The sequence below is a fragment of the Sphingomonas soli NBRC 100801 genome, assembly GCF_001591025.1.
Lineage (GTDB): Bacteria > Pseudomonadota > Alphaproteobacteria > Sphingomonadales > Sphingomonadaceae > Sphingomonas > Sphingomonas soli.
On the sequence record NZ_BCTZ01000024.1, the window covers coordinates 36,085 to 51,663 of the forward strand.

Below are 15,579 nucleotides of genomic sequence, written 5' to 3' on the forward strand. Positions count from 1 at the left end.
GCGCGTGCAATATCCATCGCCTCGCAAGGGCGCCAATTGGGGCCGGCTGTCACTGATCGGAGCGGGGCTGCTGTTCGGCGGCACCTTTGCTCATGCCCAGCTCGCGAACCAGGAGCTTCCCGGCGCGGTCGGCAATGTCGCCGGCCATGTGGCGAGCCAGCGCGAGCAGGCGCAGGAAGCACCGCGCAACCCGTGGCTTGAGCCCGGCCGCAGCGAGGTGATCCCGTCGCTGGCGCTCTACGATAACCCGCACGGCCAGATCGGCATCCTCAATGAAGACGGCGCGGTGCAGACCAAGGGCCATCCCTTCTTCACACCGCTCGGCACCAACGGACGCGCTTGCGTCACCTGTCATCAGCCGAACGATGCGATGAGCATATCAGTGGAGACGGTGCAGCGTCGCTGGAAGGAAACCGGCGGCAAGGACCCGCTGTTCGCGCCGATCGACGGATCCAATTGCCCCAGCCTGCCACAGGGCGATCCGAAATCGCATTCGCTGCTGCTCGAAAAGGGGCTGTTCCGCATCTTCCTGCCCTGGCCGCCCAAGACCGCGACCGGTGCGCCGCTCAAGCCCGAATTCACGCTGGAAGTCGTCTCGGATCCCACCGGCTGCAATTTCGATCCGGTTTATGGCCTGAAGGGCAAGAACCCGATGATCTCGGTGTTCCGCCGCCCGCGCGTGGTCGGGAACCTCAAATATGTGATGCAGCCCTACGCCCAGTTCTTCAACATCAAGCTGGGTACGCCGCTGGAGAAGGATCCGGAAACGGGCGTCCGCGTGGGCATGAACCTGCTCGCGGATTCGCGGCAGCCGACGCTCAAGGCGCAGGCGGTCGAAGCCGGGATAACGCATTTGCAGATGACCGGGATGATGACCCCGGAGCAGCTGGCGGTGCTGGAGAAATTCGAGCGGCAGATTTTCGTCGCGCAGATCCGCAGCAAGCGCGGCGGCGACCTGACCGATACGCCCGCAGTCGATGGCCTTGGCCCCGCGGCGCTGCGCGACGGCAAGCCGGGGCTGGGCAATATCGAGAGCAATCCGGTGTTCCGCTTCTACGACGCCTGGCGCGCCGACAAGGGAGCGAAACTGGACGATCAGGCCGCATTCCGCGCCTCCGTCGCGCGCGGGTCGGATGTGTTCTTCAAACGGCCCTTCTTCATCCGCAACGTGACCTATATCAATTCGATCGGCCTCGGGAATCCGGTGAAGCGGCAATGCGCGACCTGTCATAACGCGTCGCATACCGGGATGGACGTGGCCCCCGGCTGGATCGATCTGGGAACGGCCAATCTGCCCACGGCGAACGTGTCGCCCGATCTGCCCGTGTTCAAGCTGACCTGCCGGCCCGATGTGCGGCCGCATCCCTATCTCGGACGCGTGATCTACACGCATGATCCCGGCCGCGCGATCATCAGCGGCAAGTGCACCGATATCGGCGCGATCACGATGCAGCAGATGCGGGGGCTTTCGGCGCGTGCGCCCTATTTCGCGAACGGATCGGCTGCCTCGCTCGACGATCTGGTGAGCTATTATGATCGTCGCTTCAACATGGGCCTGACCAGCACCGAGCGTCAGGACCTGATCAACTTCCTCAGCGTGCTGTGATGGCCCGGAGAACCAAGATGATGCATGCACGCCGGATCGCCGGAGCGGTGGCGATGATAGGGATGGTGGCGTCCTCCGCCGCGCTCGCGCAGGATCAGGTGAAGCGGCTCAACTTTGTCGGCTGCCCGATCGTGCGCGATACCGAAATGGTCCCGTGCTGGCTCGCCGAGCACAAGGGCGAGCTATATTATCTGGGGCTGCAGCTCGATCTGCAGGACCCGTTCTTCCCCCCGCAATTGCTGCACAAGGCGCTGGTCGAAGGAGTTGTGACCGATAAGCCGCGGATCTGCGGCGGCATCGTGCTGGAGCCCGTGAAGGTTGCGACGATGCCGGAGCTCGATCCGAGCTGCAACACGATCCTGCCCGCCGAAGGCCATGTGATCACCGGCGCGCGGCGCGGAACCGGGCCAGACCCCGACGTGCTTTCCGCGCGCAACCAGCTGCGGGCGCGCCAGGTAACCAAATATGACCCGCCGTTCGAGAAGAAGACCTTCACCGTCTATTTCGATTTCGACGACACCTACATGCCGACACGTGCGAACCGCAATGTGACCGAGGCGATGCGCTATGCCACCGCGAGCAAGGCGGGAAGCGTGCGCGTGATCGCCTATCGCGGCGGCGCGAAGCTCAGCGACGGGACCAAATTGACCGAGCAGGATGCGGTGATCGCCGAGCGCGTCGAGAATATCCGTTTCGCTCTGGTCGATATCGGCGTGCCGGCAGAGGCCGTGTCGGTCGAACCGAAGGTGAGGCCCGAGCGCTATACCGGCGTGGACGATTACAAGACTCGCCGCGTCGAGATCGTCGTCACGCCTTAGAGCAGCTTTCAATTAATCGGCACCAGCCCGCTTCCTCATCCGCAGCCCACGATATGCACCGTTGGTTGCCGAGGTGGGGGAGCGTGCTGGTGCCGATTCAGCTTTAAACGAAATCGCCGCCGGAGCGAGTGCCGGACGCCTGGGGCCAGCCGCCCGCCTTGTCCGTGACCAGCTTCACCCCGCCCCCGATTGGCTCGCCAATCCAGGACCGCGAAAGGGGACGAGCATCCCGCTTGGCCTAACGTCCCCGCCTTCACGGGGACGCCGGTGACGCGGCCCCTACCGGACGCCCCCTAGAGTTTGCGCTGCTGCTCCAACTTGTAGCTGCCCCACAGCATCAGCAGCGGCCCGGCCGTCATCAGCAGCCCGTAATAGACGAACGCGCCATCCAGATTGCCGCCCTTGTCTGCAAAATAGCCGACGATGGTGGGGCTCAGGAACGATCCCACCCCGCCCAGCGTCGCGATCAGCGCGAGGCCACCGGCAGCGGCCTTGCCCGTGAGGTAGCGGGATGGCAGCGCCCAGAAGGGGCCAGTCGCGCCCAGGAATCCACACACCGCAACCGTGAGTGAAATCATCGCGAGCGGCAGGCTGGAAGAGGTGAACAACAGCGACAGCCATCCCGCACCGCTCAGCATCGCGCTCGTCGCCGCGTGCCAGCGGCGCTCCTGCCTCCGGTCAGACCGGCGCGCGACAAGCTGCTGCACGACGATGGCGATCAGGAAGGGCACGCCGGCAAGCAGGCCGACATGGAGCAGATTGTCCACGCCCGCATTTCGGATCACCGATGGCATCCACAATTGCAGACCCGCTCCTCCGGCGACCAGGCTGATCGCCATCGCCGCGATCGAATAGATGCGCACGTCGCGCGCCGCGGCGCCGAACTGGGTGTGGCTGCCCCCGCCGGCTTCCGCCCGCGCCGCAGTCTCCGCAGCTTCGGCGTCCAGTTCGCTGCGAAGGAAGCGCTTTTCCTCGGCGGTCAGCCAGCGCGCGTCCTCGGGCCGGTCATAGAGCAGCACGAACGCCAGCACGCCCATTGCAACCGAAGGAAGCCCCTCGATCACGAACATCCACTGCCATCCGTGCCAGCCGCCAACGCCGTCCATCCCGTGCAGGATCGCGCCCGACAATGGGCCGCCGATCAGCGAAGCCAGCGGCATCGCCGCCATGAATGCGGCGGTAAAAGTGGCGCGCCGCCGCGAGGGGATCCACAGCGATACGAAGAGCAGCATGCCGGGGAAGAAGCCGGCTTCGGCGATGCCCAGCAGCAGGCGCAGGATGTAATAATGCAGATCGGTCTTCATCAGCGCGAAACCGGCCGCACACAGGCCCCACGCGACCATGATCCGCAGCAGCGTCTTCCGCACGCCGACCTTGTGGAGCATCAGGTTGCTCGGAATCTCGAACGCGCTGTAGCCGAGATAAAAGAGCCCGGCACCCAGCCCGAAGGCCGCTTCCGTCATGCCGAGATCGTCCATGAAGGCCAGCTTCGCAAAGCCGATATTGGAGCGATCGAGATAATTGAGGATATAGCAGACCATCAGGATCGGCAGCAGCCGCCACGCCAGCTTGCGGTGAAGCCGGGTTTCAAGCGATTCGTTGGCGGTCTGGTTCATGCGGCGGCCCCTCTTTCCCGCGCACCCTAGCGCGGCATAGCTTAATTGGCTATACTTATGAACATTAACGGCGACCGGATATGCGTGGGCAGCGGAGGAGCCAGCTCCTGCTGACCCGCCGCTCCGCTAGCCTTGCCCTGGCGAACGCTCCGTAATGACGATGTTTTGCGCGCGGTCAGGCACCGCCATGCGACGGTTTCCTGAGGCCGAGCAGCAACAGCAAAGCGGCCACGGCAGCCAGCCCCGGCAGGCTGGCCTCAAGCCCGAATGCGCCGCCGGTCAGCCAATCAGGAGCTGCGGACAAGACGGGCCGAAGAAGCCGCGGCTCACTCTCGCCACTCACGCCAAACCCTAACAGGATGCCCTGGGTCACATTCGCCGCGAAATGAAGGCCGATCGGCATGGCTAGGCTCCGGGTTCCTAGATACGCCATTCCGAAGAGCAGCGAGGCCAGGAAGATGTTCGTACCCGCCCATATCCGGGTGGCGCCCGTCATCCCCGGATTTCCCAGATGCGTGAGTAGGAAAAGGCCGGCAAGGATAAGTTGCGCGGGCCAGACGCCGAGCGCGCCGATCAACCGCTGAAACAAGAGCCCGCGGAACAGCAACTCCTCGGCGACCGCCACGCCCGCCATCAGCAGCGTTACCCCGAAAACGGCCCCGATCGCCGAATCGCTGCCATGGAACCGCACCCATCCGCCCGCCCAGAGCAGTAGCGCCGGCGCGAGCATCAACGCCGCGCCGAGCATTCCACCAAGCCCTAGCTCGCGCAGCCAGCGGCGATCGGGGCGGCCCGTCACTTCCCACACAGGCTTGCGCCGAAGCATCTGAATCGCCGCCGTGGCGCACGCGATCACCGCGCCCTGCTCGTAAAGCGAAACCGCGTGATCGTAGCGCACCGAAATCAGGATCACGGGGAACAGGATCGCTGCAAGGGTCGCCAGAAACGCAGCCGCCCAGCCAAGTTGCTTCAGCCGATAGCGCCAATCGCCGGGCGAGATTCGCATTCCCTCGATGGCCTGATCCGCCCGGCGTGTCATCCGATTTCTCCCATGGAAACATTGCCATTCGAACCATCTGCCGAGGCGCGGGCCGGTGGCGATATTTCGGCGGCGCTCACCAGTGCGGCGGCAATTGCGAAAATTGCGCCCAGCGCCAATCCGATGCGCGGCGCCACTGCAGCGGGTGCGCCGGCGAGGAGCAGCCCGGTAACGAGCGCGCCGACGGTCTGACCGGCAAGCCGCGCGCTGCCCTGCATGCCGCCTGCCGCGCCGCTGCGTTCCGGCGGGGCGCTCAGCAACATGGTGCGATTGTTCGGCACCTGGAACAGTCCAAAGCCCAGCCCGCTCATCGACGCGCCCATGGCAAGCGGCACAATGCTGCCCGCAACCGGCCATAGCGCCGTCAAAAGCAGTCCCGCGCTCAGCATCACGCCGCCCACCACGCAAAGCCTGGCCGATCCGAACCGCTCCGCAAGCAAGCTCGCAACCGAACTGGTCACCGCGACAGTCAGCGGCCAGCAGGTCATGACCAGCCCCGCGCCGACCGGGCCATACCCCAATCCGAGTTGCAAATAGAATGGCAGCGCCAGCACGCCCACCGACTGTGCGACGAAGCAACAGACCGAGGCGATGATCGATATCCGGAAGGCGCGTTGCGCCAGCAGGTCTATCGGCCAGAGCGGCGCATCGCGCATCTGTTCGCGATGGATCAGCACCAGCGCGAATCCGGCGGAAAGGCATGCGGGCAATATGGCCCATCCGCTGCCTGCGGTCGCCAATCCCGCCGCACCCAGAAACAGTCCAGCGACAGCGGCGTGCAGCACGATACCCATATAGTCGATCGTGCCCCGGTCCGGCGGGACAGGAGGCAAGGCAAGCGAAGCCGCCAATGCGACGGCAATAAGCGGCAGTTTGGCAAAGAACAGCCAGGGCCATGGCGCCAGCGCAAGAATGAGCGCCCCAACAATCGGCCCAGCCGCCGAACACAGCGCAACGTTCAGCGCGTTCCATCCAATTGCCCTGCCCATCCGCTCAGAGCCGAGCGCAAAGCGCAGCAGCGCAATCCCCAGCGCCATGACGCCTGCACCGCCCAGCCCCTGCAACGCCCGCGCCAGCACGAGAAGCTCCAGCGTAGGAGCGAAACCGCAAAGGATCGAAGCTGCGCTGAAGACCCCCAGCCCCGCCAGGAACACCCGCTTGTAGCCAAGCCGCTCCGCGATGTGCGCGCTCGGTAGCAATCCGATGACGAGCGCGGTCTGATAGACGCTGACCGCGAGTATCGCGTGCGCCGGCGCCGCGGGTAGCGCGCGCGCGATGACCGGCAGCGCAACGTTGACCAGCCCAGCATCGAGGACAACCAGCGCCATTGCCGCCATTACCGCAACAACGCTGGCACCCTCCTCCCTGGTCATGACAGCGGTACCCGCCATGCTCCATCGCGCTCGACGAAGCGCATGACCTTGCGCTCGACCTGGTCCTCATGACGCAGATCACGCTCGGTGAAGCGGAACACCATCGCATCATCCGTCGCGCAGCGTGTGTCGTGGATGTCCCCGGGCAGATATGCGCGGGCTTGGCCGGGTTTGAGGAGGGTGGTGTCGCGGCGGACCAAGTGGTCGGAATTTGCATCGGAGACGCGCGCATAGGTGCAGATTTCGAGCGCGCCGGATTGGACGCCATAGACGACCCATGCGCGGCCATGATCGTGCGGCGGACGATACAGGCCCAATTTTTCGGCATGCGCGAGCAGCATGAAGCTGTCCGCCTCGCGGTGCAGTTCGCGCGTGGCCGGACGTTCGGCAAGCAGCGCCGCCAGCCATTCCTCGCCCTCGCTGGCCAAAGAGAGATCATCGAGATGCCCACGGCATCGCGCCACCAATTCGCTGCTGATCGGGCCCCAGTCCGCCCGCACCGCCGCGACGAACCTGGTCAAAGCTGTTTCGGTCACCTTATCATCCTCGTGCAGTGAGCCCGAGGATGTACGGCGCAGAGCAGATAGGGCGAAAGGCGCAACATTCGCACATTATTGTTGCGTTTGACGCGCTATATCGCTGCAATGCGCCGGCCGGAGGAACATCGATGACGCCGCCCGATCTCAATCTGTTGCACCTGCTCGATGTGCTGCTGACCGAGGGCAGCGTGGTGCGCGCCGGGAAACGACTGCGATTGAGCCCTTCCGCGATGAGCCGTGCGCTCGCGCGGCTGCGCGCGGTTACGGGCGATCAATTGCTGGTTCGTGCCGGCCGGGGACTGGTCCCCACCCCGCGCGCGATCGCGATGAAGCGGCAGGTCCACGATCTTGTCGAAGAGGCGCATATGCTGCTGCGCCCCGCCGACCGGCTGGAGCTGGCGACGCTGAAGCGGACCTTCACGCTCAGGACCAGCGACGGCTTTGCCGAGACTTTCGGCCCCAGGCTGATCACGCAGGTCCAGCAGGAAGCCCCCGGCGTCCAGCTTCGCTTCGTGCGCAAGCTCGACAAGGATAGCGAAGGCCTGCGCGACGGAACGATCGATCTGGAAACCGGCGTGGTTTCGGGAACGAGCGGCCCGGAAGTGCGCGCGCAGGCGCTGTTCGTCGACCGTTACGTGGGAGTCGCACGCGGCGGCCATCCGCTATCGCGCGGCGAGGTGACACCTGCCGCATACGCCGCCTGGAACCATGTCGTCGCCTGGCGCCCCGGGCTCAACCTGCTGGGCGTGGACGAGGTCATGGAGCGGCTGGGCCTCTCCCGCCACGTGATGACCAGTGTCGATGGCTTTTCGGCCGCGCTGGCGCTGGCGCGGGAATCGGATCTCATCGCGACGGTTCCGGCGTTGCATACCGCAGCGTTGCGGGAAGGCATGTTCACCTTTCCAATCCCACTTCCGATACCCGATTTCACGATATCGCTCCTGTGGCACCCGCGGCTGGATGGCGATCCGGCGCATAGGTGGCTCCGCGATTGCGTGCAGCGGGCCTGCCGGCGCTGAGCATCGCCTCCGGGTAAAAACCGATGACGCCCCCGCTCCCATGCCCTAATGCGACTCGCGCATTCAGCCGGAGGCAATTCCCATTCGTCAAATCGCCGCCTTACCCTATCGCATCGAAGGCCCGACCGAGGTGCAGGTGCTGCTTGTCACGTCGCGTGGAACCGGCCGGTGGGTGATCCCGAAGGGGAATCCCGAATCCGGCCTGTCCGCCCATGCGGCCGCGGCGCTCGAGGCGGAGGAAGAGGCCGGCGTGCGCGGCGCGCTCTGCCCGATACCGCTTGGCAGCTATCAGTATCGCAAGCGCCGCAGCAGCGGGGCCACGCTTACGGTCGATGTCGATGTCTTCCCGCTTGCGGTGAACGACGTGCTGGTCAGCTGGAAGGAGCAGAACGAGCGCGAACGCAGATGGTTCGGATTGTCCGAAGCCGCGAGCGCAGTAGATGAGCCCGATCTGAGAGATCTGATTCGCTCTTTCGCCCCTGCGGAATTTCAGGCCGCGGTGCGGCGCACCGGTGCCTTCAGCACCATGACACGACATACAGGATTGGCTTCGATGTTTGGATGGTTTCAGCGGCTATTGCCGCGCACGGGCAATTTCTTCGAGATGTTCGAAGCGCATGCGGCAACGGTTCTTTCGGGGGCCGAGGCCACGGCGCGCCTGCTTGCCGGCGGCCCCGGGGCGGCCGAGCATATCCGCGAGATCATCGAGCGCGAGCATGATGCCGACAACATCACCCGCGAAGTGCTCCAGACGGTGCGCTCGACCTTCCTCACGCCCTTTGATCGCAGTGCGATCACCGCGCTGATCGGCTCACTCGACGATACGATCGACGAGATGCAGGCTGCGGCGTTGGCGATCGACCTGTATGAGATGAAGGAATTCCCGTCGGAGATGCAGGACATGGCCGGCATCGTCGTCGATGCCGCCCGGCTCGCGGCAGAAGCCATGCCACTGCTGCGCGACGTCAGCCGCAATGGCGGCCGCCTGCACGAGCTGACCGAGCGGCTGGTCCGCATCGAGGGGCATGCCGATAATATCCATGCCGCCGGTCTCAAGCGCTCGCTTCAGGAGCATGGCGCGTCCGATACGCTGCGCTTCGTCACCGAGCGTGAGATCTACAAGCATCTCGAGCGCATCGTCGACGCATTCGAGGACGTCGCCGATCAGATCGACGGCATCGTGATCGATCACGCCTGACCATGCATGAGCTAGCATTCCCGCTGCTCGTCGGGCTGATCGCAGTCGCGCTTGCGTTCGATTATCTGAACGGGCTGCACGACGCCGCCAATTCGATCGCCACCGTCGTCGCCACCCGGCTCCTGTCGCCGGTCAAGGCGGTGCTGTTCGCGGCCGTGTTCAATTTCGCAGCCTATTTCCTCTCGCTTGCATTCCCCTGGCTCCATGCCGTTGCGGAGACGATCGGAAAGGGGCTGGTCGACAAGGATATCGTCACCCCGGCGGTTATCTTTGGCGCGCTGGGTGGGGCAATGACGTGGAACGTCATAACCTGGCTGCGCGGCATTCCCTCTTCGAGCAGCCACGCGCTGGTCGGCGGCCTGATCGGTGCGGGCGTTGCACATGGCGGGCTGCTCAGCATTCAATGGTCGGGCCTCAACAAGACGCTGATCGCCATCGTCCTTTCGCCCACGATCGGCATGATCCTGGCGCTGACGGTGATGCTGGTGACAAGCTGGATATTCCGCCGCACCAATCCGGGTCGCGCCGAGCGCAGCTTCCGCGTGCTGCACCTGATTTCATCGGCCTGCTATTCGATCAGCCACGGCCTGAACGACGCGCAGAAGACGATGGGGATCATCACCGTTCTGCTCTATTCCACGGGGCGACTGAGCGGTGATTTTGAGGTGCCGCATTGGGTTGCGATCAGCTGCTATATCGCGATTGCCGCGGGCACGATGACCGGCGGCTGGAAGATCATCGAGACGATGGGCTCGCGCATCACCAAGCTTTCGCAGCATCAGGGATTCAGCGCGTCGATGTCGGGCTCAATCGTTGTGTTTGCCGCGTCCGCGTTCGGCATCCCGGTCTCCACCACCCACACCATCACCGGCGCGATCATCGGTGCTGGCACCGCGCGGCGCGCCTCGGCCGTGCGCTGGGGCGTGGCGAAGAACGTCGTGATGGCGTGGATCATTACGATCCCGGCATCTGCGGCGATCGGCGCGGCCTTTTACGGGCTCACCCGACTTTTCTAGGTTGGGAACTCGTTAAAGCGGCCTGTCGGCTAGCGACCCCTTTGCAGACGTTCGTCGGAAATGACAGACTACGTTGCAATTGGAGGATCAAGCTATGAGCGATGGTCATGGGTGCGATGTAGGTGGGCAGCATTGCGGCAATACCGGCATCAGCGCATCGGGCGCTGCCGGAGACGCCGGATATGATGCGGGAGCTGATGGCCGAACGCCCGTTCCGAACATCAAGCGTATGACGATCAACGGTGCGCCTGTAAGCGAAGCGTCGCATGAATACGTCATCGAAAAAACGGCTTCTCCCCGTAAATTCTGAACGACCGCTTTCCACCCAAATCCGGCTGTTCGGGGGTCAATCGACTGCGCTAGAAGCAGCCGGCCGACTATACCCCAGATCTAGGACGTCGATACTGTACTCTCCGTCACCCCGGGCTTGCCCCGGGGTGACGAGGGGAGAAGGCTGGCCCTCTGGGCACCCGGTCAGGATCTCCGGGGGCAGGGTCGGTTGAGGCGTGGCGGTCGGTTCGACTCCTTTGCGGACCTTGAATCGTTGTCACCCCGGACATGTTCCGGGGTCCACGAAGCCGCGGGGTGTTGGCGCTGGAGCCTCTTGTACATCGAGTGCCGTCAGGTGGATCCCGGAACAAGTCCGGGATGACCGGGGGTCGTGGGGTATGTCGGCTTCCCGACCCAAGCGCGGTCCTTCGGCCTTATTGCCGAAAAAGTTCACGACCTGGTATGGCCGTCCATCAGGCGGGGTGGGACGGTCGCGCCGCCCCGCCCCGCCGGGGAACCTAGCCCGCCAGAAGCGATTCGAGCGAGGCCGCACCCTTGTCGGTCAGGTACACCACGGTGCTGCGCCGGTCGGCAGGATGGGAACGGCGCGCGACATAGCCGCGGTCCTCCAGCGTGCCGAGATGGCGCTTGGCGGTCGTGCTGGGTGCCCCGCTGCCGATGCATGCTGAAGTCACGCTCACGGCGTGGCCCTCTGCCTTGCGCACGTACAGGTCGAGCAGCATTTCCCAGGTCGGATCGCCGCAATCGAGCCCCGGCATCACCTCGCGACGGCGGCGGAGCACCGCCAGCAGTTGCGAAGCCTTGGCCACGGCCTTTTCCTGACCGAGGCGTGCGCCATTGTCAGGAACGAAGTCGCGCGGCACGGTCAGGGTCTGGATCAATTCCGGGCGTTCGCCACGCTCCGATTGTGAAAAGTGCCTACCGCAAGGGCAAGTAGCATGGGGAATGCCCAAAAGGGTTGAACCGAGGCGTAGGCCTCCGCCAACATCGAGGACTGTAGTATCCGGACCACGTGGGTGAAGGTGCCCACCAAGTGCGCTGCGGCTACCCATAACGGCCAAAATCTCCTGCTGCGCTGCACGATCAGCAAGAGGAAGGCGAGAAAGCACAGGTCCACCATCATCACCAGATACTGGGGTTCGTGGTAGCGCACATTCTGGATGTCTGCGGCGATCCAGGATGCCGCAGCCGCAACGAGATATCCCGCCGCGACCGCCCGCTCGTCTCGCCCACCCCGGATCAGCGCGAACGCGCAGATCCCGAGTGCAGCGAAAATGTAAAATATCGAAACGGCGACGAAGAGGAGGCTCATGGCACTAGCCGACCATGGAGCGCTCCTCCGGTCAACCGCGCATCAAGCAACCGCGGCAAGGATCGGCTTCGCCCGGCGTGCGCGCGGCTTGTTGCCCGTACATCCGACATCGGCTTCTCCCAGACCATGATCATCGCGAACGACCGTCAACGCCTGATGGCAGGCGACAAAGCTCTCACGCGCTTCGCGAAGCGCGGCCAGGCCCGACACGGCCTGCGCCACTGCATCCGATGCCTGCTCGGCGGCGGCACCCGTGGTCAGGCGGCCATCGCAGATCGAGATCAGCAGGTTGGCGCCGGCGATCAGCGACTGGTCGATCGACGCTTCGGAAACACCGAGATTCACCGCGATGGCGCGTGCGGACTTCAATTTCTGGTTCGGCATGCTCATTCTCCCAGCCCGGCGCACAGCCGAGCCCCCTACCCGTGTTGAGGTTCAGGAGCGGCCGAGAGTGGAGCTGAAAACGCCGAGGGCAAAAAAGTAGAGCGCCGCGGTCGCCATCATCATCATGGCGAGACCAAAAACGGCGACCAATTTGCCCGCGAAGCTCAGATCATTTTCCGGCCTTCCCGGCGTCGGAAACGGCCAAGGCAGCTCCGACACCAGCGAACGAAAGGCCGAATTTCGGTCCGGTACGACCCCGAATTGTTCGTATGCGAAGGATTCCGTACCATCGATACGTTCGGATTCGACGAGCTGGCGCGCGGCGGCCATGTAGCTCGGCACGCCCAGCTTGTCCTTGGCGGAGCCCAGCCGCTGATAGACCGTATGGTGGGAAACATCGAGTTTCTGCGCCACCGCCTTCGCCGAATTCAGGTCGTTATACAGGCGCAGCGCGTCACGCTCGCGAGCCGTCAACCGGTCCGTCGGAGACATTGGGGTCGGTTCGGACGAATCTTGCGCCATTCCGGTACGTATATGCGCGCGCGAGGCTGAGAACAACGCACTGTCGTACCCGGGTGACACAGAACGCATGGTTTGCACCTTCGCCTCCTCCACCCCATATCGCGCGTTATGAGCGGACAAAGCAACGCGTGGCACGGCACGACCATTCTCTCCGTGCGCAAATCCGGCAAAGTGGTGATCGCGGGGGACGGCCAGGTTTCGGCCGGCAACACCGTGATGAAGCCCAATGCCCGCAAGGTGCGGCCGTTGGGCGATGGCAAGGTGATCGCGGGATTCGCCGGCGCCACGGCGGATGCATTCACCCTGTTCGAGCGACTCGAAGCCAAGCTTGAGCGCCATCAGGGCCAGTTGCTCCGCGCCGCGGTCGAGCTCGCCAAGGATTGGCGCACCGACAAATATCTCCGCAATCTGGAAGCGATGCTCATCGTTGCTGACAAGGACGTGACGCTGGTAGTCACCGGCAATGGCGACGTGCTGGAGCCGGAGGGCGGTGTCGCGGCGATCGGCTCGGGCGGCAATTTCGCACTCGCGGCGGCGCGCGCGCTGGTCGATTACGAAGCGGATGCCGAAAAGATTGCCCGCGCCGCGATGAAGATCGCCGGTGAGCTTTGCGTCTATACCAATGATCGCCTCACCGTCGAAACGCTGGACAGCGCCACCTGAAGCCAGAGAAAGCCGCCGGATGTACCGGGTTGAATATGATCGCCAGGCCAATGTCATGCGGATTCATGTCGAGGGCTTCTGGAACCTGAAGAACGTATCCGGATTCGCGGCCGCCGTCGGCGTAGCCACGAACCACGCGCGCGACGCCGGCCGCGACGATTTTGACGTGATCGTGGAATCGCTTGATTTCCCGGTACAGGGAACCGAGGTGGCCGATCTGCTGACCGACGTCATGCGCGCCGGAATGTCACAGACAAATGGCCGCTCCGCAGTCGTCGTCGGCAGCCACCTCAATCGCCTCCAGGCCGAACGCACCCTCGTCCATCCGCGCGTCCGCGTCTTCCTGTCGATGGAAGAAGCAGAGGCATGGCTGGCCGGCGGCTGAGCATATGGCTTGAAGCCCGCGTCCGCGCCCCCACATCGAACCCGATACGAACCCTACGGAACCCCATGAACGACCAGCTCACCCCCAAGGCGATCGTCGCCGCTCTCGACGCACATATCATCGGCCAGAAGGACGCGAAGAAGGCCGTCGCGGTGGCGTTGCGCAATCGCTGGCGCCGCCAGCAGCTTTCTGCGGACCTGCGCGACGAGGTGACGCCCAAGAACATCCTGATGATCGGGCCGACGGGCTGCGGCAAGACCGAGATCAGCCGCCGCCTGGCGAAGCTGGCCGACGCGCCGTTCGTCAAGGTTGAGGCCACCAAATTCACCGAGGTCGGCTATGTCGGCCGCGACGTGGAGCAGATCGCCCGCGATCTGGTCGAGGAGGCGATCCGCCTCGAAAAGGAGCGCCGCCGCGTCGCGGTGAAGGACAAGGCCGAAGAAGCCGCGATGGGCCGGTTGCTCGATGCGCTGACCGGCAAGGACAGCTCCACCGCCACGCGCGAGGCGTTCAAGCAGCGCTTCCATGACGGCGTGCTCGATTCCACCGAAATCGAGATCGAGATCGAGCAGGCTCCGGCTATGCCGTTCGACATTCCCGGTGGCGCGCCGCAGATGATCAATCTGGGCGAGATGATGAAGGGGCTGACCGGGTCGCCGCTCAAGAAGCGCAAGCTCAACGTCCGCTCGGCGTGGGAGAAGCTGGTCGAGGAGGAAGCCGACAAGCGCCTCGATCAGGACGAGGTCAGCCGCCAGGCGCTGGCCGATGCCGAGGCCAATGGCATCGTCTTCCTCGATGAGATCGACAAGATCGCGGTGAGCGACGTTCGCGGCGGTTCGGTGAGCCGCGAAGGCGTGCAGCGCGATCTGCTGCCGCTGATCGAGGGCACCACGGTCGCCACCAAATATGGGCCGATGAAGACCGATCACATCCTCTTCATCGCCAGCGGCGCGTTCCACGTCGCCAAGCCCAGCGATCTGCTCCCCGAGCTTCAGGGCCGCCTGCCGATCCGCGTCGAGCTCCAGGCGCTGACCGAAGAGGATTTCGTAGCCATCCTGTCAGACACCAAGGCGAGCCTCGTCCAGCAATATGCCGCGCTGCTCGGCACCGAAGGCGTGACGATCGACTTCACCCCCGAAGGCATCCGTGCGGTCGCCCGGATCGCCGCCGAAGTGAACAGCGAAGTCGAGAATATCGGCGCGCGGCGCTTGCAGACGGTGATGGAAAAGCTGCTGGAGGAAGTCAGCTTCGATGCGGAGGATCGCAGCGGCAGCACGGTCGTCATCGATGCCGGCTATGTCGATGGCCAGATCTCCGCGATCGCGCGCAACAACGATCTCAGCCGCTACGTGCTGTAACCAATCCTCCCCCGCCGGGCGGGGGAGGATCAGCCGCTTACTTCGCCTTGGTATAGGGTGTGAACTTGCCCAGGCTGCACGAAGGCCCGAGTATCGACGAGCCGGGTTCGCGCACGCGGATCATGTCGCGGCGGCACAATTGCGATCCGTGCACCTCGATGATCAGCGTGTCGCCTGGATCCAGACCGGGGCATCCGCCGTCCAGATCATTGCGCCATACCCGCGAGCCCTGGCGGTAAAGCAGCGTGTTCGCGTCGATGATCTGCGGCCCGTTCGATCCCATCGAACTGATGCAATCGGTCGGCTCGCCCGCCACGCGCCCTTCCAGCGCCTTGGCGAGTTCGCGCTCGGCGCGTTCCTGCTTGCGGCTCTGCGCCGGATCGGCCTGCGCCGCGCATCCGGCCAGCGCCAGCGCGCCCAGAATGATCGCTGTCCGCATC

At 64.4% G+C, this 15,579-nt stretch carries 18 protein-coding genes; 9 read left to right on the top strand and 9 right to left on the bottom strand.

Annotated features, from left to right (window positions below):
* Positions 1-4 precede the first annotated feature (4 nt).
* Entirely contained in the window at positions 5-1,606 is a 1,602-nt protein-coding gene (locus tag SSO01S_RS15730; protein WP_218000380.1) for a hypothetical protein, read from the top strand.
* Between the two features lie 17 nt (positions 1,607-1,623).
* On the top strand, positions 1,624-2,424 hold the full coding sequence (locus SSO01S_RS15735) for an OmpA family protein (RefSeq protein ID WP_157073815.1): 801 nt from the start codon (positions 1,624-1,626) through the stop codon (positions 2,422-2,424).
* A gap of 293 nt (positions 2,425-2,717) precedes the next feature.
* On the opposite strand, the gene SSO01S_RS15740 is transcribed toward SSO01S_RS15735, so the two are convergent.
* From SSO01S_RS15740 to SSO01S_RS15755, 4 genes are all read right to left on the bottom strand, one after another.
* Positions 2,718-4,040, bottom strand: a complete 1,323-nt coding sequence (locus SSO01S_RS15740; protein ID WP_066800852.1) for an MFS transporter — start codon at positions 4,038-4,040, stop codon at positions 2,718-2,720.
* 175 nt (positions 4,041-4,215) lie between these two features.
* Entirely contained in the window at positions 4,216-5,079 is an 864-nt protein-coding gene (locus tag SSO01S_RS15745; protein ID WP_066800855.1) for a CPBP family intramembrane glutamic endopeptidase, read from the bottom strand.
* Positions 5,076-6,470 (bottom strand): MFS transporter, encoded by a 1,395-nt coding sequence (locus SSO01S_RS15750; RefSeq protein ID WP_218000381.1) that lies wholly within the window; start codon positions 6,468-6,470, stop codon positions 5,076-5,078. The genes SSO01S_RS15745 and SSO01S_RS15750 overlap by 4 nt, the downstream gene beginning before the upstream one ends.
* Entirely contained in the window at positions 6,449-6,988 is a 540-nt protein-coding gene (locus SSO01S_RS15755; protein WP_157073816.1) for a cupin domain-containing protein, read from the bottom strand. The genes SSO01S_RS15750 and SSO01S_RS15755 overlap by 22 nt, the downstream gene beginning before the upstream one ends.
* Positions 6,989-7,119: 131 nt before the next feature.
* On the opposite strand from SSO01S_RS15755, the gene SSO01S_RS15760 reads away from it, so the two are divergent.
* The 4 genes from SSO01S_RS15760 (at position 7,120) to SSO01S_RS15775 (ending at position 10,534) form a co-directional block, all read left to right on the top strand.
* Positions 7,120-8,010, top strand: a complete 891-nt coding sequence (locus tag SSO01S_RS15760) for a LysR family transcriptional regulator (RefSeq protein ID WP_066800861.1) — start codon at positions 7,120-7,122, stop codon at positions 8,008-8,010.
* 82 nt (positions 8,011-8,092) lie between these two features.
* Positions 8,093-9,208 carry a DUF47 family protein gene (locus SSO01S_RS15765; protein WP_174520800.1) on the top strand — a complete coding sequence of 372 codons (1,116 nt, stop codon included), beginning with the start codon at positions 8,093-8,095 and terminating at the stop codon, positions 9,206-9,208.
* Positions 9,209-9,210: 2 nt separating this feature from the next.
* Positions 9,211-10,224, top strand: a complete 1,014-nt coding sequence (locus SSO01S_RS15770) for an inorganic phosphate transporter (RefSeq protein ID WP_066800864.1) — start codon at positions 9,211-9,213, stop codon at positions 10,222-10,224.
* Between the two features lie 94 nt (positions 10,225-10,318).
* A complete protein-coding gene (locus SSO01S_RS15775) occupies positions 10,319-10,534 on the top strand; it encodes a hypothetical protein (RefSeq protein WP_066800884.1) in 216 nt (71 codons plus the stop codon).
* Positions 10,535-11,012: 478 nt separating this feature from the next.
* On the opposite strand, the gene SSO01S_RS15780 is transcribed toward SSO01S_RS15775, so the two are convergent.
* From SSO01S_RS15780 to SSO01S_RS15795, 4 genes are read right to left on the bottom strand one after another with little or no spacing between them, the layout of a single operon-like run.
* Positions 11,013-11,396, bottom strand: a complete 384-nt coding sequence (locus SSO01S_RS15780) for a helix-turn-helix domain-containing protein (RefSeq protein ID WP_066800886.1) — start codon at positions 11,394-11,396, stop codon at positions 11,013-11,015.
* Entirely contained in the window at positions 11,393-11,827 is a 435-nt protein-coding gene (locus SSO01S_RS15785) for a hypothetical protein (protein WP_066800888.1), read from the bottom strand. The genes SSO01S_RS15780 and SSO01S_RS15785 overlap by 4 nt, the downstream gene beginning before the upstream one ends.
* A gap of 42 nt (positions 11,828-11,869) precedes the next feature.
* Positions 11,870-12,211 carry a hypothetical protein gene (locus tag SSO01S_RS15790; RefSeq protein ID WP_066800898.1) on the bottom strand — a complete coding sequence of 114 codons (342 nt, stop codon included), beginning with the start codon at positions 12,209-12,211 and terminating at the stop codon, positions 11,870-11,872.
* A 51-nt stretch (positions 12,212-12,262) separates the two neighbouring features.
* On the bottom strand, positions 12,263-12,733 hold the full coding sequence (locus SSO01S_RS15795; RefSeq protein ID WP_169798373.1) for a LuxR C-terminal-related transcriptional regulator: 471 nt from the start codon (positions 12,731-12,733) through the stop codon (positions 12,263-12,265).
* Positions 12,734-12,841: 108 nt separating this feature from the next.
* Between SSO01S_RS15795 and hslV the strand changes: the two genes are divergently transcribed.
* The 3 genes from hslV to hslU all read left to right on the top strand — a co-directional run bounded on the left by hslV (position 12,842) and on the right by hslU (position 15,139).
* Positions 12,842-13,396 carry an ATP-dependent protease subunit HslV gene (hslV, locus tag SSO01S_RS15800; protein ID WP_066800904.1) on the top strand — a complete coding sequence of 185 codons (555 nt, stop codon included), beginning with the start codon at positions 12,842-12,844 and terminating at the stop codon, positions 13,394-13,396.
* 19 nt (positions 13,397-13,415) lie between these two features.
* Positions 13,416-13,781 (top strand): hypothetical protein, encoded by a 366-nt coding sequence (locus tag SSO01S_RS15805; RefSeq protein WP_066800907.1) that lies wholly within the window; start codon positions 13,416-13,418, stop codon positions 13,779-13,781.
* Positions 13,782-13,846: 65 nt separating this feature from the next.
* Positions 13,847-15,139, top strand: coding sequence for an ATP-dependent protease ATPase subunit HslU (gene hslU, locus SSO01S_RS15810; protein WP_066800910.1), 1,293 nt, complete (start codon positions 13,847-13,849; stop codon positions 15,137-15,139).
* Between the two features lie 37 nt (positions 15,140-15,176).
* On the opposite strand, the gene SSO01S_RS15815 is transcribed toward hslU, so the two are convergent.
* Positions 15,177-15,578, bottom strand: coding sequence for a DUF6491 family protein (locus tag SSO01S_RS15815; protein WP_066800913.1), 402 nt, complete (start codon positions 15,576-15,578; stop codon positions 15,177-15,179).
* Position 15,579: the final 1 nt, after the last annotated feature.

Coding starts and splice junctions, on each gene's coding strand:
- SSO01S_RS15740 (WP_066800852.1), bottom strand. CDS start 4,040: ATGAACCAGACCGCCAACGAATCGCTTGAAACCCGGCTTCACCGCAAG.
- SSO01S_RS15785 (WP_066800888.1), bottom strand. CDS start 11,827: ATGAGCCTCCTCTTCGTCGCCGTTTCGATATTTTACATTTTCGCTGCA.
- SSO01S_RS15805 (WP_066800907.1), top strand. CDS start 13,416: ATGTACCGGGTTGAATATGATCGCCAGGCCAATGTCATGCGGATTCAT.
- SSO01S_RS15815 (WP_066800913.1), bottom strand. CDS start 15,578: ATGCGGACAGCGATCATTCTGGGCGCGCTGGCGCTGGCCGGATGCGCG.
- SSO01S_RS15770 (WP_066800864.1), top strand. CDS start 9,211: ATGCATGAGCTAGCATTCCCGCTGCTCGTCGGGCTGATCGCAGTCGCG.
- SSO01S_RS15735 (WP_157073815.1), top strand. CDS start 1,624: ATGATGCATGCACGCCGGATCGCCGGAGCGGTGGCGATGATAGGGATG.
- SSO01S_RS15745 (WP_066800855.1), bottom strand. CDS start 5,079: ATGACACGCCGGGCGGATCAGGCCATCGAGGGAATGCGAATCTCGCCC.
- SSO01S_RS15760 (WP_066800861.1), top strand. CDS start 7,120: ATGACGCCGCCCGATCTCAATCTGTTGCACCTGCTCGATGTGCTGCTG.
- hslV (WP_066800904.1), top strand. CDS start 12,842: ATGAGCGGACAAAGCAACGCGTGGCACGGCACGACCATTCTCTCCGTG.
- SSO01S_RS15795 (WP_169798373.1), bottom strand. CDS start 12,733: ATGGCGCAAGATTCGTCCGAACCGACCCCAATGTCTCCGACGGACCGG.
- SSO01S_RS15775 (WP_066800884.1), top strand. CDS start 10,319: ATGAGCGATGGTCATGGGTGCGATGTAGGTGGGCAGCATTGCGGCAAT.
- SSO01S_RS15790 (WP_066800898.1), bottom strand. CDS start 12,211: ATGCCGAACCAGAAATTGAAGTCCGCACGCGCCATCGCGGTGAATCTC.
- SSO01S_RS15750 (WP_218000381.1), bottom strand. CDS start 6,470: ATGGCGGGTACCGCTGTCATGACCAGGGAGGAGGGTGCCAGCGTTGTT.
- hslU (WP_066800910.1), top strand. CDS start 13,847: ATGAACGACCAGCTCACCCCCAAGGCGATCGTCGCCGCTCTCGACGCA.